The sequence below is a fragment of the Citrobacter sp. wls708 genome, assembly GCF_005281255.1.
Classification (GTDB): domain Bacteria; phylum Pseudomonadota; class Gammaproteobacteria; order Enterobacterales; family Enterobacteriaceae; genus Citrobacter; species Citrobacter werkmanii.
In genome coordinates this window covers 25,787-42,273 of sequence record NZ_SZXE01000033.1, presented here as the reverse complement: position 1 = coordinate 42,273, position 16,487 = coordinate 25,787, and the positions used below count along the sequence as shown (strand labels likewise).

The window sequence follows — 16,487 nt, the reverse complement described above, 5'->3', positions numbered from 1 at the left end:
GACGACGTGTCCGGGTCGCCACTTTTTAGACCAAGGAACGCCCATGGAACAACGCCGCATTGTAGGCAAAAGCCACTGGTATCATGAGACGCAATCCAGCACGTATCCGCAAGATGTTCTGCCGCTGGTGCCGGAGGCCGCTCATGTTGACGACAGCTTTTTACTGGACCTGGCGATACCTCATGACGTGCTTTTACCCTTTCAATCCTGGTTAACCCCTGCCCGTAAACTTGCCCAACTTCTTTTCCCCGCTCACGTCGTACTGGATCGGATGCATACGTTCAGCGCCTATGAACGGATGAGTACAGCCCTGACCGTCGCTCAGGTGTATGGCGTGCAGCGATTGTGTAATCACTATGCCGCGCGCTTAACGCCGCTGCCGGGTCCTGATTCGTCTCGCGAAAGTAATCATCGACTGGCGCAAATCACCCAATATGCGCGCCAGCTCGCCAGTTCACCGGCTGTGATCGGCGAGCGGGACCGTCAGCACCTGGATGCGGTCGGGCTGACCAGCTGCGATAGCATATTGATGAATCAAATCATCGGCTTCGTCGGTTTTCAGGCCCGGGTAGTCGCATTACTTCAGGCCTGCAGCGCTCACCCGGTACGTCGAATACCGGGCCTGGATATACAGCAATTCGCTCACGCTTCGCCATTTAGCGCCACCAACGCCAGCTGGCACGCTGCGCCATTAGAACCCGAACAGCTGCATACCCGCGCGAAACCGCGCGCGGATTATCCCAACGAACTGCACGCGCTGCTCCCCCTGCTAGCACATTCACCTGCCGTTTTAGATTTACTTGGGTCACTGATTTCCAGCACGCTACGCAGCGATATGCCGACGCGGGCATTTTCTCTGACGACCCTGATGACATCACGCATCAACGGCAGCGTGTCCTGCTTTAATGAACATGCGCATACGGCATATGAATTAACTGACATCATCACTGTCCTTCGTCAGGATGAACGTGAATTGCAGCGCTGGGAACAACGACATCCGGTTGAGCGCGTCACCCTGCAGGCGGTACAATGGCTCACCCGAGCGCCCGACCGCTTTAGCGCCGCACTGTTAACACCGTTGTTCGATCAGGGTATCTCTTCAGAACAGGCGATTAACCTGCTGGCCTGGAGTGGATTATGCGGATGGTTAAATCGCTTGAAAATCGCGCTGGGCGAGACGTATTAACCGATCCACTTACTTAAAGAGCGCTTGCTGCAACTGACAGAATCGCGTAAAACTGTCAGCCGCTCTTTTAGCCACGAAAATAGACAATTATGCTTCAGGACAACCCGCTGCTAGCGCAGCTTAAACAGCAACTACATTCCCAGACGCCACGTGCTGAAGGGGTGGTAAAAGCCACGGAAAAAGGCTTTGGCTTCCTGGAAGTCGATGCACAAAAAAGCTATTTCATTCCACCGCCGCAGATGAAAAAAGTGATGCATGGCGACCGTATTGTTGCGGTGATCCATACGGAAAAAGATCGTGAGTCTGCTGAACCGGAAGAGCTAATCGAACCCTTCCTGACGCGCTTCGTGGGTAAAGTTCAGGGCAAAAATGACCGTCTGTCTATTGTGCCGGATCATCCGTTACTGAAAGAGGCGATCCCTTGTCGCGCCGCCCGTGGCGTTGAGCATGAATTTAAAGAAGGTGACTGGGCCGTGGCAGAAATGCGCCGCCATCCGCTGAAAGGCGATCGCACCTTCTACGCTGAACTAACCCAATTTATCACCTTTGCGGACGATCATTTTGTCCCGTGGTGGGTCACGCTGGCGCGCCATAATCTCGAAAAAGAAGCACCGGACGGCGTTGCGACCGAAATGCTGGACGAAGGTCTGGTGCGTCAGGACCTGACCGCCCTCAATTTCGTCACCATCGACAGCGCCAGCACCGAAGATATGGACGATGCGCTGTATGCTGAAGAACTGGCCGATGGCAAGCTACAGTTAACCGTTGCTATTGCCGATCCTACCGCCTGGATTGCAGAAGGCAGCAAACTGGATAAAACGGCGAAGATTCGTGCGTTCACCAACTATCTGCCGGGATTCAATATCCCGATGCTGCCACGTGAACTGTCTGACGATCTCTGTTCTCTGCGCGCGAACGAAGTACGCCCGGTTCTGGCTTGCCGCATGATCATTACCGCCGACGGTACGATTGAAGACAACATCACCTTCTTCGCTGCGACTATCGAGTCTAAAGCGAAGTTGGCCTATGACAACGTCTCCGACTGGCTGGAAGGCACCGGCGACTGGCAGCCTGAAAGCGACGCGATTGCTGAACAAATCCGTCTGCTGCATCGTATTTGTCTGAGCCGTGGTGAATGGCGTCACAACCACGCGTTAGTATTTAAAGATCGTCCGGATTACCGTTTTGTCCTCGGTGAAAAAGGCGAAGTGCTGGATATTGTGGCGGAACCGCGTCGCATCGCTAACCGTATCGTGGAAGAGTCAATGATTGCGGCAAATATTTGTGCTGCACGCGTTCTTCGCGACACGCTGGGCTTTGGAATTTATAACGTCCATATGGGATTTGATCCGGCAAACGCTGACGCACTGGCAGCGCTACTGAAAACCCATGGTATGCATGTAGATGCCGAAGAGGTCCTGACGCTGGAAGGCTTCTGCAAACTGCGCCGCGAACTGGATGCGCAGCCTTCCGGTTTCCTCGATAGCCGTATCCGCCGGTTCCAGTCGTATGCTGAAATCAGCACCGAACCAGGTCCGCACTTTGGGCTGGGTCTGGAAGCATATGCCACCTGGACCTCTCCTATTCGTAAGTATGGCGACATGATCAACCACCGTCTGCTTAAGGCCGTCATCAAAGGCGAAACGATTGCCCGTCCGCAGGATGATACGACCCTGCAAATGGCCGAACGTCGTCGTCTGAACCGCATGGCTGAACGCGATGTGGGTGACTGGTTATACGCCCGCTTCTTGAGCGACAAAGCCGGCACCGACGTCCGCTTCGCGGCCGAGATCATTGACGTCAGCCGCGGCGGTATGCGAGTGCGTTTAGTGGATAATGGCGCAGTCGCATTTATTCCGGCCCCGTTCCTGCATGCTGTTCGTGACGAACTGGTATGCAGCCAGGAAAGCGGCACCGTACAAATCAAAGGTGAAGTGGTTTACAAAGTCACGGATGTGATTGATGTAACCATTGCCGAAGTGCGGATGGAAACCCGCAGCGTTATCGCACGTCCAGCCGTGTAATACTGATAAAGCTAACGGCCTTTCTCTTTCTGTGAAAGGTCGTTTTCTTTTCCCTCCCAAATCTCCACCACGCACTACACTTCTTTCATCCGGTCTAATTTATTTTTTACTATTTTCAGTTCCGCTAGCTTTGCTTTTTTTAGATTCTGCATTACATATAAATACATAAATAAAACAATACGTTCAGCCATAGTCACCCTGTATGAATCATGGCTAACTATACTTTTGAGGCTCTATGCGCTTTAAACGGGATAGTACACATCATGAAAGACGTCCGGGAGCGGGTTACGTTGTATAGCTATGTGGGCACTCATAACCCCTACTGGCGTTTGTCAGAGGATTGCAACATCCTGCATTTCTCTATCGACGAAGCGTCAGCAGTCGATCAGACCATCGAATTGTCAGCTGAGCAAGCCGACCGCATTCGCGAAATGACGGTGATTACATCGAGCCTGTTGATGACGCTTCCCATTGAAGATGACGACATTCCCGTGCATCTGGTCGGCAGGAAAATCAATAAGCGCGAATGGGCGGGAAGCGCATCCGCCTGGGATGACACCCCTTCCGTCGCGCGCGACCTGGCTCACGGCCTCTCTTTCGCTGAGCAGGTCGTTTCTGAAGCTAACTCCGTCATTGTCATTCTTGACCGTATGGGCAACATTCAACGTTTTAATCGCCTGTGCGAAGAGTACACCGGTCTCAAAGAGCGCGAAGTGATTGGCCAAAGCGTTTTCACGCTGTTTATGAGCCGGCGCGAGGCCGCAGCCTCACGGCGCAACATTGAGGTGTTTTTTCGCGAAGGTAACTCTTATGAGGTCGAACGTTGGGTTAAAACCTGCAAAGGCCAGCGTCTGTTTCTGTTCCGCAATAAGTTTGTGCATAACGGTAGCGGCAAGAACGAAATATTTCTGATCTGTTCCGGTACCGATATTACTGAAGAGCGCCGCGCGCAGGAACGTCTACGGGTATTGGCCAATACCGACTCCATCACTGGTTTACCGAACCGCAACGCAATTCACGAGCTGATCAGCAACGCTATTGAAAACGCGGGCGATACGCAGGTTGGGATTGTCTATCTCGATTTGGATAACTTTAAAAAGGTGAACGATGCCTACGGTCATATGTTTGGCGATCAGTTGTTACAAAGCGTGTCGCTGGCTATCCTCAGTTGCCTCGACGACAACCAGCTACTGGCCAGGTTTGGCGGTGATGAATTCATTGTCCTTGCCACCGAAACGTCCCAGGGCGCGCTGGAGGCTACGGCATCGCGTATCCTGACGCGCCTGCGTCAACCTTTTCGCATTGGACTGATAGAAGTCTATACCGGATGTTCAATCGGTATTTCTCTCGCGCCACAGCATGGACAGGACGGCGAGAGCGTCATCCGTAACGCGGATACGGCCATGTACACAGCAAAAGAAGGCGGTCGTGGTCAGTTTTGCGTCTTCTCACCGGAAATGAATCAACGGGTTTTTGAATATTTGTGGTTGGATACCAATCTGCGTAAGGCGCTGGAAAACGATCAACTGGTTATCCACTATCAGCCAAAAATAACCTGGCGCGGAGAAGTTCGTAGTCTGGAGGCTCTGGTTCGTTGGCAGTCCCCGGAACGTGGTCTCATACCGCCGTTGGAGTTTATCTCCTACGCCGAAGAATCAGGGCTCATCGTTCCGCTCGGTCGATGGGTTATTCTGGACGTCGTGCGCCAGGTGGCAAAATGGCGTGCCAAAGGGATAAATCTACGCGTGGCGGTAAACGTGTCTGCGCGCCAGCTCGCCGACCAGACGCTATTTACCGCTCTCAAGCAGGTGCTTCACGATCTCAACTTTGAATACTGCCCGATCGATGTTGAATTAACGGAAAGCAGTTTGATTGAAAATGAGCAGTTGGCACTATCCGTTATTCAGCAATTTAGCCAGTTGGGGGCACAAATCCATTTGGATGATTTTGGCACTGGTTATTCGTCGCTATCTCAACTGGCCCGCTTCCCGCTTGATGCGATAAAACTGGATCAAACCTTTGTCAGAGATGTGCACAAGCAACCTATTTCGCAGTCGCTGGTGCGGGCCATTGTCGCGGTCGCGCAGGCGCTCAACCTGCAGGTCATCGCCGAAGGCGTTGAAAGTGCAAAAGAGGATGCGTTTTTGACCAAGAACGGCGTCAATGAGCGTCAGGGATTTTTATTCGCCAAGCCGATGCCTGCAGCTGCGTTTGAACGATGGTATCGACGACACCTGAATAAAAAAACGCGATAATGCAGAAAGATTCCTCGGAGAAAATAGCCATAAATGGACAATACGTGATGATTCTATCTGTATGTAATCACAGAATATATAATATTCTTCAATCATTCAGGTTAATACTATTTTTCCCTTCTCTTTTGCCATGAAATTCTGCATCATGAAATTCAAACTCTATTGCCCTTTGGATGATGACCATGTCTGATATCGACGCTCAGCGTCTGGCCGAACGCATTGATACCGTGCTGGATATCCTCGTTGCAGGTGATTACCACTCAGCCATCCACAATCTCGAAATTCTGAAGGCTGAACTGTTAAACACGGTCAAAGAAGATACTCAATCTTTGTCAACTAAACAGAAAGCTCCGTGGGAGATCTGATGACATCGCTCTCTTGATGTTACTGCTATCAGCAGACTTCCGTTTATTTTCCGATACGATATTGCTATAAAAATTAATACTATGAATTCCCGACAACAATCCATTTTGCAGATGGTGACCGATAAAGGTCAGATGAGCGTCGCCGATCTGGCAAAAATCACCGGTGTTTCAGAAGTGACGATTCGACAGGATCTGAATACGCTGGAAAAACAGAGTTATTTACGCCGTGCGCACGGATTTGCTGTTTCATTGAACAGCGATGATGTGGAAACACGCATGATGACCAATTTCACGCTAAAACGTGAGCTGGCCGAATTCGCTGCATCACTAGTCAGCCCCGGCGAGTCAGTATTCATTGAGAATGGCAGCAGCAATGCGCTCCTGGCAAGAACCCTGGCGGAGCAAAAAGATGTCACTATCATTACGGTGAGCAGCTACATCGCTCACCTGCTCAAAGAAACACCCTGTGAAGTGATTCTCCTCGGCGGGATTTATCAGAAGAAAAGTGAGAGCATGGTCGGCCCCCTGACTCGCCAGTTTATCCAGCAGGTACACTTCAGTAAGGCCTTCATCGGCATTGATGGCTGGCAGGCAGAAACCGGCTTCACCGGACGCGATATGATGCGTTCTGATGTGGTTAATGCGGTACTGGAGAAAGGCGCAGAGGTTATTGTGCTTACCGACAGCTCAAAATTTGACGCCATTCATCCTTATACCCTGGGGCCTTTAGCACGATTCAGTCGCGTCGTGACGGACTCTAAGCTCAGCGCCAGCGTACAAATGCAGCTTGAGCATTCAGGATTAACCGTCAATATCATTGATACCAACGCATAATGGCTGCGCAAGATGATTTGTCGGCAGGCAAATCATCTCCTCTCTGAGAGTTATCTGACAACCCAATTAAGACTTTTTACCTGTTGTTAACAGGATAAACTCGTAGAATTAATATTAGCGATATAACAGGAGCGAACATCCAACTGCAGGATATTGGTTGTCATGCCTTCGCTAAACGGTTTCACGGAAATATCTTTGATAGTCGCGATTTAACGCTATCCTTAAAGAACACTGGATTCCGTGAATCAATAATTCAGGAGAAAGTATTATGTTAGTAACGAGCAAAAAAATGACCGCAGCCATTCTGGCGCTTACTCTGGCAATGTCTCTGAGCGCCTGCTCTAACTGGTCCAAACGCGATCGCAATACCGCTATCGGTGCTGGTGCGGGTGCAGTAGGTGGTGCAGTCCTGACCGATGGCAGCGCGCTGGGTACGCTGGGTGGTGCTGCTGTTGGTGGTATTATTGGCCATCAGGTAGGTAAATAATTTACGGTTGACCGGCTCGATATAATTAAACGTTTACTTTTTCAGCTCTGTATTTTAAAAAGCCACGGATTATCTCCGTGGCTTTTTTATTAACCGCCAGCCAGTTTGACTTTCATGCCTTTGGCCTCCAGCAATGATTTTATCAGGTCACGTTTATCGCCCTGAATTTCAATCACGCCATCTTTTACCGCCCCACCGCAACCACATTTTTTCTTCAGTTCCGCGGCTAATTTGGCCAGTTCCGCATCATCCTGATCAATACCGGTGATCAGGCACACGCCCTTGCCTTTACGACCGCTGGTCTGGCGTTGAATGCGGACAATACCATCACCCTTTGGGCGTTCAGGGGCGACCTTCGGTCCATCAATGCGTCCGGAGTCGGTTGAATAGACCAGGCGAGAGTTTGAATCGCTCATTTACACACCTCGTTTCAGAGAGGCATTGATCATCTTCAGCGTCTGCGCCGGGTCGGCAGACTGCGTGACCGGACGACCAATCACCATGTAATCCACACCGGCTAACTGCGCCTGCTCTGGCGTCATAATACGACGCTGATCGCCCGCCTCGCTGCCTTCAGGACGAATACCCGGGGTCACTAACTTAAATGCCTGTCCAAACGCCTGTTTGAAACGTACCGCTTCCTGGGCAGAGCATACGACTCCGTCCAGCCCGCAATGTTGGGTTAAACGCGCCAGTCTTTCAGCATGCTCCGCAGGTGACAACGTCACACCGAGATCGGCAAGATCGCTGGCTTCCATGCTGGTCAGCACCGTCACAGCAATCAGCAATGGCGCATCGTTACCAAAAGGCACCAGGGCCTCACGGGCTGCCGTCATCATGCGCGCCCCGCCAGAGGCGTGTACGTTAACCATCCACACGCCAAGGTCGGCAGCCGCAGCTACGGCATGTGCAGTTGTATTGGGAATATCATGAAATTTCAAATCCAGAAAGACGTCAAAACCGCGCTGTTGTAGTTCGCGAACCAACTGAGGTCCAAAAAGCGTGAACATCTCTTTGCCCACTTTCAAACGGCAATCACGAGGATCAATTCTGTCGACAAAAGCTAATGCTTTATCACGATTTGCGTAATCAAGAGCGACAACGACAGGAGAATCAGTAACAGCACGAGAAGAAGATGAAGCAGTAAACGTCATGACCAGACCTTCCTGAGGATGGGCGCCACCGGTGGCGCAAAATGGGTAAACGGCGTGCATTCTACCTGCGGCAATAGAAAATTAACAGGCGCGATTACATTTCTGCCAGGCGAACCGGCTGTGGAGGTTGATGATGGGACGATTATACCCTATAAGGATGTTGTAACTAAGTTGAAGCTTTTTTAAAAATTACAGCCCATCAAGCCCACGAATAGGTTTAATGGTTGACCATGAACGGCAGGATGGACAATGCCAGTACAGCGTATAAGCGGTAAACCCGCATTTCTGACAGCGATAGCGCGGCTTACTACGTACCTGCTCCCCGACCATATCGCGCAGCACCATCAGGCTCTCTTTGGCGCGCCCTTCTTCTGCTTCGTTAAGATGATAATCCATCAGCTTGTGGAATACACGCATCGTAGGATGGCGCTGCAGCTGACGAGTAATATAAACCTGAGCGGTATCAGTCCCCTCACGCGCCTCAAGGATATCTGCAAGCATCAGTTCAGCGGCGGCACCGGTATTTTCCTCAACCGCACGGCGTAAAAACTCTGCCCACTCATCGTTTTTGCCCAGATGCTGGTAGCAGCTTTGCAGCATTTCCAGCGTTTCACTGACCAGCTCTTTATCCTGAGAAATCACCCGTTGCAGACTTTCAACCGCCCTGGAGTAATCGCCGTTCAGCATATATACGCGCCCCATCATAATGGAAACGCGGGCGCTGTTTTTGTCTGCTGCCGCCCCTTTTTTCAACAGCGTCATGGCACGATCCATATCGTCGTTGCCCATTTGCTGTAACGCCAGTTCGCAATAGAAATGCGCTATCTCAATGCGTTGTTTGTCTTTACCAAGCTTTACCAGACGCTCTGCAACGTCAATGGCTTTTTGCCATTCGCTGGTTGCCTGATAAATTTGCAGCAACTGTTGTAATGCCCCAACGCGAAAATCTGTTTCATCAGTAAGCTGATTGAACATGTCTTCCGCACGGTCATACAGGCCTGCGGCCATGTAGTCGCGGCCCAGTTGTTGCACTGCCAGCAAGCGCTGTTCGTATGTCAGCGAGGCACTTTCCATAAGCGTTTGGTGGATGCGGATTGCACGATCGACTTCACCGCGCGAACGGAACAGGTTTCCGAGGGTGAGATGAGCCTCAACGGTACCCGTGTCCTCTTTCAGCATATCAAGGAACAGATCCACCGCTTTATCTTGTTGGTTGCTCAGGAGGAAGTTAACCCCGGCGACATAGTCACGGGAAAGTCGGTTGGCTTCATCCTGCTTTGTTTGTTGCGCACTTCTGCGACCCATATACCACCCATAGGCAGCGGCTACAGGTAAAAGCAGAAACAACAACTCCAACATAAATAATTATTCCTTTACAACCGACGAATCGGCGGGTACCGCAACGTCGGTCGCAGGCGCAAGCTGGTTTTCCAGTCGTTTGATTTTACGTTCGGCGCGCGCAAGAGACACTCGAACCTTCAGCCAGAAAAGGCCGCAAATTAGCCAACCAATCGCAAAACCTGCGGCAAACAATACAGCAAGCAGCGTAGAGATACGATACTCACCCTGAGCCAGCAGGTAATTAAACGTAACCTGTTGATCGTTTTGCGCACCTAATGTCACCGAAATAACAAAAATCGCCAACACCAGTAAGAAAATGAGTAAATATTTCACATTACTTCCCGTTATGTGGTTTAAGCGAATAAATCGTGTCCAACTTACCGCGTTGAGCCCTTTAAATTACCATTTTCACACCGAGTGCGAAATGGAAAAGCGCTTTATGCCTTCTGATTTAAGGGCAAAATTCGAAAAATCAATCATAGCTAACTTTCTTGCTCACGCTGCGCGATTTCTTTTGTCTCCTGCACTGGCGGTGTTAAGGGCCCGCATATCCGCTGCGCAAGCCAGGTTGCCAGGGTCACCAACAGCCAGGAAATCAGCGTTGCGACCACCAAATCACGGGGCCAGTGCATTCCCAGCAGCAAGCGGCTCCCCATCACCCCCGTCGCCCAGATGAGTAAGAATGCTATAGTCAGCGTACGTCTGCGCGGCCACAGCAATCCTACCGCCAGCAAAGCCCAACTGGCAGCAAACATTGTATGCCCGGAGGGAAAAGCAAATCCTGTTTCTTTTTGCCAGTGCTTACGTAGAAACGTTGGCACGTCCCGCTGTTCGGCTAATTGTTCTTTGACTAAGTTCCCGCGATCTTTACGTTTTAAAGTGTAGAACTCATCCACCGGAATATGGTGCGTTTTTTCCAGCCATACAACAAATGGCCGCGGTTCCTGCACCTTATCTTTAACCCATGACTTCACGCCCTGCCCAACTAAAATCGCCACCGCCAGGATCGCAAACAGCATTACCGCCGCTTTCAGACGAAAACGCAGACACCATAAAAACCATGCACAGAGCGCTACGTGAGTGATAATCCCCCATGGCTGTGTCACCGTTTCCGTTACCCAGAACAGGGATTTTAACCACCAGACATTATGCCCAGGTTGCCAGTTCCAGCCTGATACCCATACAGCAACCGGCATGATAAGCAGCAGTCCGGCGCCGACTGCGGTGCGCTTTGCAATTGAAAGCATTGCCTCTCCTTTCGTTGATAAGTCTCACAATCATAACTGAAAAATGCGCACGCCGGGAAAATTGACAATTTTGTGCCATTCCAAAAGCGAATCCGTTGTCGCAATTAGGTGAACATCGCTGGCTTATGGCAAAATAGTGCAATACAGAACAGAAGCCAACAGGCGACGGCACGACAGTGCCAGCATAATCTGGAGAATTACATGCAGCTTAAACGTGTGGCAGAAGCCAAACTGCCAACCCCCTGGGGTGATTTCCTGATGGTGGGATTTGAAGAACTGGCAACCGGACACGATCATGTCGCACTGATTTTTGGCGATATTACAGGCCAAACGCCTGTCCTGGCGCGTGTCCACTCTGAGTGTCTGACTGGCGATGCGCTGTTTAGCCTGCGTTGCGATTGCGGTTTCCAGCTCGAAGCAGCCCTGTCGCATATTGCCGAAGAAGGGCGTGGCATTCTGCTCTATCATCGTCAGGAAGGGCGCAACATTGGGCTGTTAAATAAAATTCGCGCCTATGCGCTGCAGGACCAGGGTTATGATACCGTTGAAGCCAATCATCAGTTAGGCTTTGCAGCAGACGAGCGTGATTTCACATTGTGTGCGGACATGTTCAAGTTGCTGGGCGTTGACGAGGTACGTTTGTTGACCAATAACCCGAAGAAAGTGGAAATTCTGACCGAGGCGGGTATCAATATCGTTGAACGCGTGCCGTTGATTGTGGGCCGTAACCCGAATAATGAACATTATCTGGATACCAAAGCCGCGAAAATGGGCCATTTGTTAAATAAATAATTTCCATTTACCCGGTACAGAAAAAAGCCTGCTCACGCAGGCTTTTTACATGTCAGTTCAACATATTACGAATGACGTAGTGCAGAATGCCATCGTTCTGGTAATACGTTAACTCCGTCGCGGTATCGATGCGGCAACGGCATAAAATCACCTCTTTATGCCCATCCGCACGGGTCAAACTTACCGGAACTGTCGCCCCCGGTTTAATGTTTTGCAGATCCGTAATATCAATCGCTTCCTCACCGGTTAATCCCAGCGTTTTACGCGTAACCCCCTGTGGGAATTCAAGCGGTAAAATCCCCATGCCGATCAGGTTAGAACGGTGAATTCGCTCAAAGGACTCAGCAATCACCACGCGCACACCCAGCAAGCGTGGGCCTTTCGCAGCCCAGTCACGACTGGAGCCAGAACCATATTCCTTACCGGCAATGACCGCCAGCGGAACATTCTCCTGTTGGTATTGCATGGCCGCATCATAGATAGCTACCACTTCCGTCCCCGGTAAATGCCGCGTCATTCCGCCTTCCACGCCAGGCACCATCTCATTGCGGATACGTATATTGGCAAAAGTACCGCGCATCATCACTTCATGGTTTCCGCGGCGGGAACCGTAGGAGTTAAAGTCTTTGCGCTCAACGCCGTGGCTTTGTAGATACCGACCGGCCGGGCTATCCGCTTTAATGCTACCGGCAGGAGAAATGTGATCGGTGGTCACCGAGTCGCCTAACATCGCCAAAATGCGTGCGCCATGAATGTCCTGTACCGGATCCGGCGTAGCCTGCATACCATCAAAGAACGGCGACAAACGGATATAAGTCGAGTCAGACTGCCAGCCATAGGTATCAGCCCGATCAACTTGAATCGTTTTCCATTCCGGCGTGCCTTCAAATACTTCGGCATACTCTTTATGGAACATCGCGGTAGAGACTTGCTCAACGGCCCGGGCGATTTCCTGGGCAGTTGGCCAGATATCTTTCAGGTAAACGGGATCGCCTTTTCTGTCATGACCTAACGGGTCTTTCGTCAGGTTAATATTCATATTCCCCGCCAGCGCGTAAGCGACTACCAGCGGCGGTGACGCCAACCAGTTCGTCTTGACGAGCGGATGGATGCGGCCTTCAAAATTACGGTTGCCGGAAAGCACTGCGCCGACCGTGAGGTCGCCTTTTTTGATAGCCGTCTCAATAGGATCGGGCAACGGTCCGGAATTACCTATACAGGTGGTACAGCCATAACCCACGAGGTTAAAGCCCAACTCGTCAAGATACGGTGTGAACCCGGCCTGCGCCAGATAGTCAGAAACGACTTTAGAGCCAGGCGCCAGCGAGGCTTTAACCCAGGGTTGACGTTTCAGACCGAGCGTAACCGCTTTCTTCGCCAGCAGCCCCGCCGCCATCAATACGCTTGGGTTAGAGGTGTTGGTACAGGAGGTGATCGCCGCAATCACCACCGCGCCATCCGGCAACAGGTATTGATGCCCGTTCATCGTATAATCCACCGGCTGACGATCTTTTAGCGAGCTATTCACCTCAAGCTCGTTACTCGCCGAGAACGCTTTCGGGACATCTGCAAGTGCCACTCGATCCTGTGGACGCTTCGGTCCGGCAAGGCTCGCTTCCACACTGCCCATATCCAGCTCCAGCGAACTGGTAAATACAGGTTCATCGCCTGGGTTACGCCACATCCCCTGCGCTTTAGCATAAGCGCCGACCAGGTCGACCTGCTCCTCACTGCGTCCGCTCAGGCGCATATATTCAAGCGTGATGTCATCAATCGGGAAGAAACCACAGGTTGCGCCATATTCCGGCGACATGTTCGCAATGGTTGCCCGATCGGCCAGCGGTAAGGTATCCAGGCCATCACCATAGAATTCAACAAATTTCCCAACCACACCATGCTTACGCAGCATTTGGGTGACGGTCAGCACCAGATCGGTCGCGGTGATACCTTCCCGCAGTTTACCTACCAGCTTGAAGCCCACCACGTCAGGGATAAGCATAGAGACCGGCTGGCCCAGCATCGCGGCTTCGGCTTCAATGCCGCCGACGCCCCAGCCCAGCACACCGAGACCATTTATCATCGTAGTATGGGAGTCGGTACCGACCAGCGTATCCGGATAAGCCACCCATTCACCGTTTTGTAATTCGCTCCAGACGGCTTTACCCAAATACTCAAGGTTAACCTGGTGGCAAATCCCCGTTCCCGGCGGCACAACGCTGAAGCGACTGAATGCTTGCTGTCCCCATTTCAGGAACACATAGCGCTCATGGTTACGTTCCATTTCCAGACGGACGTTCTCTTCGAAAGCGTCATCATCACCGAAACGATCCACCGTTACGGAGTGGTCAATGACAAGATCCACTGGCGAAAGCGGATTCACTTTTGCCGTATCCCCGCCCAAACGTTTTACCGCTTCGCGCATAGCGGCCAGATCGACCACTGCGGGTACGCCAGTAAAGTCCTGCATCAAAACGCGAGCGGGTCGATAGGCAATCTCACGGTCGGCATGCGCGGTTTTCAGCCAACGCGCCAGTGCATGAATATCGTCTTCGGTAACGGTATTTCCGTCCTGCCAGCGAAGCAGGTTCTCCAGCAAAACTTTTAGCGATTTGGGCAGGCGGGTGATATCACCCAGTGTTTGTGCGGCCAGAGGCAAGCTGTAGTAACGGTAGGTTTTATCATTAACCTGCAATGTGTCCATACTGGCTTCGCGTAGGGTCGACGACATAGCTCCTCCTTAAATGACAGGGTTAGATCCCCTGATTTTCTTCAGGGTTAGTATTAAAGATAACACAAACAAAATGTAACGCTTTGATAACAACTCAAATTGATAAAAGTGTAAACATCGGAAGATCGGAGTGCGGTGTGAAATACGCGGGGAAGATTCGAGAGCGGAAGTTGATAGCGTTAATGTGTAACAGGCATGTTGGTAGTCGATAATATGCTGATTAGAGTGGACATCGCGATTGTACGCAATAAGTCATACGAGATATCAGACAGAGGACGAATAATAATGACGATAAAATTCGTATTAATTACTGTTTCTGTTCATCATCAGTAAACAGATCAATAAACGCGCGTTGTTCAGGGGAAAGCGTCCAGGAGGTGGGGATTTCCGGCCCATTCTCTGCGCCGGTATTGCTATCTGGTTCATTTTCATGGGGAGCTGGCGTCACGGTGGTGTGTTGTTCCGGTGCGGACATGACCTACCCCCACACTTGCCAGGCCACGAGCGCGACGACAATCCAGAACACTGCGGAGCCGAGAAAAACAGCAAACCAGGCTTTACGTTTCATCACGGGATCCCTGCGTGCTGGCTGGTTTCCTGAAGGCATCGCTAACCTCATACTATCGAAATTACTTATCATTTAGGCACCAAACAATCGGTACAATTAATCATCAGATAGGAGGAATCCTAATAAAAAAGGCAAAAAAAAGCCAGTTAATTTTCGGACTCGTCCTGATAAATAAATCGATTGTTTGATCGGTTATCAATATTTGAAAGGAATTTTTGGCAAGCTGACTAATTTGAAACTACTTTAGAGAACCTTTTCCATAAACTATATATGGTTAATTTATTCACTGTAAATTATCGATTAATTCAGCGTCTCCCGTCGGTATCGCTTTATGCAGAAGGATACCGACGAGGTAACTGCCGGTATTATTTCTCAGGCAATTTAATATCTTTAAACATGGCTTCTATATCATCGTTAGAACGCAGCGCTACCGCAGTATCCACCACATCTCGCGTCAGGTGCGGCGCGAAACGTTGAATAAAATCATACATGTAACTGCGTAAAAACGTGCTGCGACGAAAACCAATTTTGGTGGTGCTATGACTGAAGATATCGTGCGCGTCAACACGTACAAGATCAGGGTCGGAGACGGGATCAACCGCCATGCTGGCAATCACCCCCACCCCAAGCCCCAGACGCACATAGGTTTTAATGACATCGGCATCAGTCGCGGTAAATACTATACGCGGTTCCAGACCCGCACGGTTAAACGCGGTATCCAGTTCCGAACGCCCGGTAAAACCGAAGGTGTAGGTGACCAGCGGATACTGCGCTAACTCTTCAATAGAAACGGACGCTTTTCCCGCCAGCGGATGATCCGGCGTCACGACGATCGAGCGGTTCCAGTGATAGCAAGGCAGCATCACCAAATCGTCATACAGATGCAGGGCTTCTGTCGCAATGGCAAAGTCTGCATTCCCTTTCGATACCGCTTCGGCGATTTGCGTCGGCGATCCCTGGTGCATGTGCAAAGAGACGCGAGGGTAACGCTCAATAAAACCTTTAATCACGTTTGGCAGTGCGTAACGTGCTTGCGTGTGGGTCGTCGCGATGTATAACGAGCCTTTGTCCGGCCAGGTATGTTCGCCGGCCACCGACTTAATGGCATCCACCTTCGACAGAACCTCACGCGCAATACGGATGACTTCCTGCCCCGCTGGCGTAACCTGCGTCAGGTGCTTGCCGCTACGGGCAAAAATCTGGATGCCAAGTTCATCTTCAAGCATACGAACTTGCTTACTGATGCCTGGCTGGGAGGTATAAAGCCCTTCCGCCGTTGAGGAGACATTAAGGTTGTGGTTCACCACCTCAACAATGTAGCGAAGCTGCTGTAATTTCATGTCAAGCCATCCCGATTTATGCCATCAGATCATCGTTTCAGAGCAGGCTCGTTAGCGCTGCTAATACGATTTAATAATAAAAAACGTGTTAACTATAACCACTATATCATTTCTATGTAAGCTGTATAGGCATGACAAAAAATAATACGCCAGAAACGAAAAGGGC

At 50.8% G+C, this 16,487-nt stretch carries 16 protein-coding genes; 7 read left to right on the top strand and 9 right to left on the bottom strand.

Annotated elements, in window-relative coordinates:
- The first annotated feature begins 43 nt into the window (after window positions 1-43).
- From FDW97_RS18205 to osmB, 6 genes are all read left to right on the top strand, one after another.
- Window positions 44-1,186, top strand: coding sequence for a carboxymuconolactone decarboxylase family protein (locus FDW97_RS18205; protein WP_137351423.1), 1,143 nt, complete (start codon window positions 44-46; stop codon window positions 1,184-1,186).
- 89 nt (window positions 1,187-1,275) lie between these two features.
- Window positions 1,276-3,210 (top strand): exoribonuclease II, encoded by a 1,935-nt coding sequence (locus FDW97_RS18200; protein ID WP_121529120.1) that lies wholly within the window; start codon window positions 1,276-1,278, stop codon window positions 3,208-3,210.
- 263 nt (window positions 3,211-3,473) lie between these two features.
- Window positions 3,474-5,465, top strand: coding sequence for a cyclic di-GMP phosphodiesterase (pdeR, locus tag FDW97_RS18195; RefSeq protein WP_038640944.1), 1,992 nt, complete (start codon window positions 3,474-3,476; stop codon window positions 5,463-5,465).
- A gap of 182 nt (window positions 5,466-5,647) precedes the next feature.
- On the top strand, window positions 5,648-5,830 hold the full coding sequence (locus FDW97_RS18185) for a hypothetical protein (protein ID WP_042308514.1): 183 nt from the start codon (window positions 5,648-5,650) through the stop codon (window positions 5,828-5,830).
- Between the two features lie 81 nt (window positions 5,831-5,911).
- On the top strand, window positions 5,912-6,664 hold the full coding sequence (locus tag FDW97_RS18180) for a DNA-binding transcriptional regulator YciT (RefSeq protein WP_085048103.1): 753 nt from the start codon (window positions 5,912-5,914) through the stop codon (window positions 6,662-6,664).
- Window positions 6,665-6,932: 268 nt separating this feature from the next.
- Window positions 6,933-7,151: an osmotically-inducible lipoprotein OsmB gene (gene osmB / locus FDW97_RS18175; RefSeq protein WP_038640946.1), complete on the top strand. Its 219-nt coding sequence runs from the start codon at window positions 6,933-6,935 to the stop codon at window positions 7,149-7,151.
- A gap of 89 nt (window positions 7,152-7,240) precedes the next feature.
- Here osmB and yciH read toward each other — a convergent pair whose 3' ends face one another.
- The 5 genes from yciH to pgpB all read right to left on the bottom strand — a co-directional run bounded on the left by yciH (window position 7,241) and on the right by pgpB (window position 10,893).
- Complete coding sequence (yciH, locus tag FDW97_RS18170) at window positions 7,241-7,567, bottom strand: stress response translation initiation inhibitor YciH (RefSeq protein ID WP_137351422.1); 327 nt, start codon at window positions 7,565-7,567, stop codon at window positions 7,241-7,243.
- Entirely contained in the window at window positions 7,568-8,305 is a 738-nt protein-coding gene (gene pyrF, locus FDW97_RS18165; RefSeq protein ID WP_110497944.1) for an orotidine-5'-phosphate decarboxylase, read from the bottom strand.
- Between the two features lie 189 nt (window positions 8,306-8,494).
- Window positions 8,495-9,664 (bottom strand): lipopolysaccharide assembly protein LapB, encoded by a 1,170-nt coding sequence (gene lapB, locus FDW97_RS18160; protein WP_038640951.1) that lies wholly within the window; start codon window positions 9,662-9,664, stop codon window positions 8,495-8,497.
- 6 nt (window positions 9,665-9,670) lie between these two features.
- On the bottom strand, window positions 9,671-9,979 hold the full coding sequence (locus FDW97_RS18155) for a LapA family protein (RefSeq protein ID WP_038640953.1): 309 nt from the start codon (window positions 9,977-9,979) through the stop codon (window positions 9,671-9,673).
- 149 nt (window positions 9,980-10,128) lie between these two features.
- Complete coding sequence (pgpB, locus tag FDW97_RS18150) at window positions 10,129-10,893, bottom strand: phosphatidylglycerophosphatase B (protein ID WP_038640956.1); 765 nt, start codon at window positions 10,891-10,893, stop codon at window positions 10,129-10,131.
- Between the two features lie 201 nt (window positions 10,894-11,094).
- Here pgpB and ribA point away from each other — a divergent pair, with 201 nt between their 5' ends.
- Window positions 11,095-11,685 carry a GTP cyclohydrolase II gene (gene ribA / locus FDW97_RS18145; protein ID WP_038640958.1) on the top strand — a complete coding sequence of 197 codons (591 nt, stop codon included), beginning with the start codon at window positions 11,095-11,097 and terminating at the stop codon, window positions 11,683-11,685.
- Window positions 11,686-11,737: 52 nt separating this feature from the next.
- On the opposite strand, the gene acnA is transcribed toward ribA, so the two are convergent.
- The 4 genes from acnA to cysB form a co-directional block, all read right to left on the bottom strand.
- Window positions 11,738-14,413 carry an aconitate hydratase AcnA gene (gene acnA / locus FDW97_RS18140; RefSeq protein WP_137351421.1) on the bottom strand — a complete coding sequence of 892 codons (2,676 nt, stop codon included), beginning with the start codon at window positions 14,411-14,413 and terminating at the stop codon, window positions 11,738-11,740.
- Between the two features lie 307 nt (window positions 14,414-14,720).
- The gene (locus FDW97_RS23460) at window positions 14,721-14,888 is read right to left on the bottom strand and encodes a hypothetical protein (protein WP_165407704.1); all 168 of its coding nucleotides are present in this window, start codon (window positions 14,886-14,888) and stop codon (window positions 14,721-14,723) included.
- A 3-nt stretch (window positions 14,889-14,891) separates the two neighbouring features.
- Window positions 14,892-15,032: a YmiA family putative membrane protein gene (locus FDW97_RS18135; protein ID WP_216422382.1), complete on the bottom strand. Its 141-nt coding sequence runs from the start codon at window positions 15,030-15,032 to the stop codon at window positions 14,892-14,894.
- Window positions 15,033-15,346: 314 nt separating this feature from the next.
- Window positions 15,347-16,321: an HTH-type transcriptional regulator CysB gene (cysB, locus tag FDW97_RS18130; RefSeq protein ID WP_042308079.1), complete on the bottom strand. Its 975-nt coding sequence runs from the start codon at window positions 16,319-16,321 to the stop codon at window positions 15,347-15,349.
- Window positions 16,322-16,487 lie beyond the last annotated feature (166 nt).

Excerpts from the sequence above, each read along its gene's own strand:
- FDW97_RS18205 (WP_137351423.1), top strand. The coding sequence starts at position 44 with ATGGAACAACGCCGCATTGTAGGCAAAAGCCACTGGTATCATGAGACG.
- FDW97_RS18200 (WP_121529120.1), top strand. The coding sequence starts at position 1,276 with ATGCTTCAGGACAACCCGCTGCTAGCGCAGCTTAAACAGCAACTACAT.
- pdeR (WP_038640944.1), top strand. The coding sequence starts at position 3,474 with ATGAAAGACGTCCGGGAGCGGGTTACGTTGTATAGCTATGTGGGCACT.
- FDW97_RS18185 (WP_042308514.1), top strand. The coding sequence starts at position 5,648 with ATGTCTGATATCGACGCTCAGCGTCTGGCCGAACGCATTGATACCGTG.
- FDW97_RS18180 (WP_085048103.1), top strand. The coding sequence starts at position 5,912 with ATGAATTCCCGACAACAATCCATTTTGCAGATGGTGACCGATAAAGGT.
- osmB (WP_038640946.1), top strand. The coding sequence starts at position 6,933 with ATGTTAGTAACGAGCAAAAAAATGACCGCAGCCATTCTGGCGCTTACT.
- yciH (WP_137351422.1), bottom strand. The coding sequence starts at position 7,567 with ATGAGCGATTCAAACTCTCGCCTGGTCTATTCAACCGACTCCGGACGC.
- pyrF (WP_110497944.1), bottom strand. The coding sequence starts at position 8,305 with ATGACGTTTACTGCTTCATCTTCTTCTCGTGCTGTTACTGATTCTCCT.
- lapB (WP_038640951.1), bottom strand. The coding sequence starts at position 9,664 with ATGTTGGAGTTGTTGTTTCTGCTTTTACCTGTAGCCGCTGCCTATGGG.
- pgpB (WP_038640956.1), bottom strand. The coding sequence starts at position 10,893 with ATGCTTTCAATTGCAAAGCGCACCGCAGTCGGCGCCGGACTGCTGCTT.
- ribA (WP_038640958.1), top strand. The coding sequence starts at position 11,095 with ATGCAGCTTAAACGTGTGGCAGAAGCCAAACTGCCAACCCCCTGGGGT.
- acnA (WP_137351421.1), bottom strand. The coding sequence starts at position 14,413 with ATGTCGTCGACCCTACGCGAAGCCAGTATGGACACATTGCAGGTTAAT.
- FDW97_RS23460 (WP_165407704.1), bottom strand. The coding sequence starts at position 14,888 with ATGTCCGCACCGGAACAACACACCACCGTGACGCCAGCTCCCCATGAA.
- FDW97_RS18135 (WP_216422382.1), bottom strand. The coding sequence starts at position 15,032 with ATGAGGTTAGCGATGCCTTCAGGAAACCAGCCAGCACGCAGGGATCCC.
- cysB (WP_042308079.1), bottom strand. The coding sequence starts at position 16,321 with ATGAAATTACAGCAGCTTCGCTACATTGTTGAGGTGGTGAACCACAAC.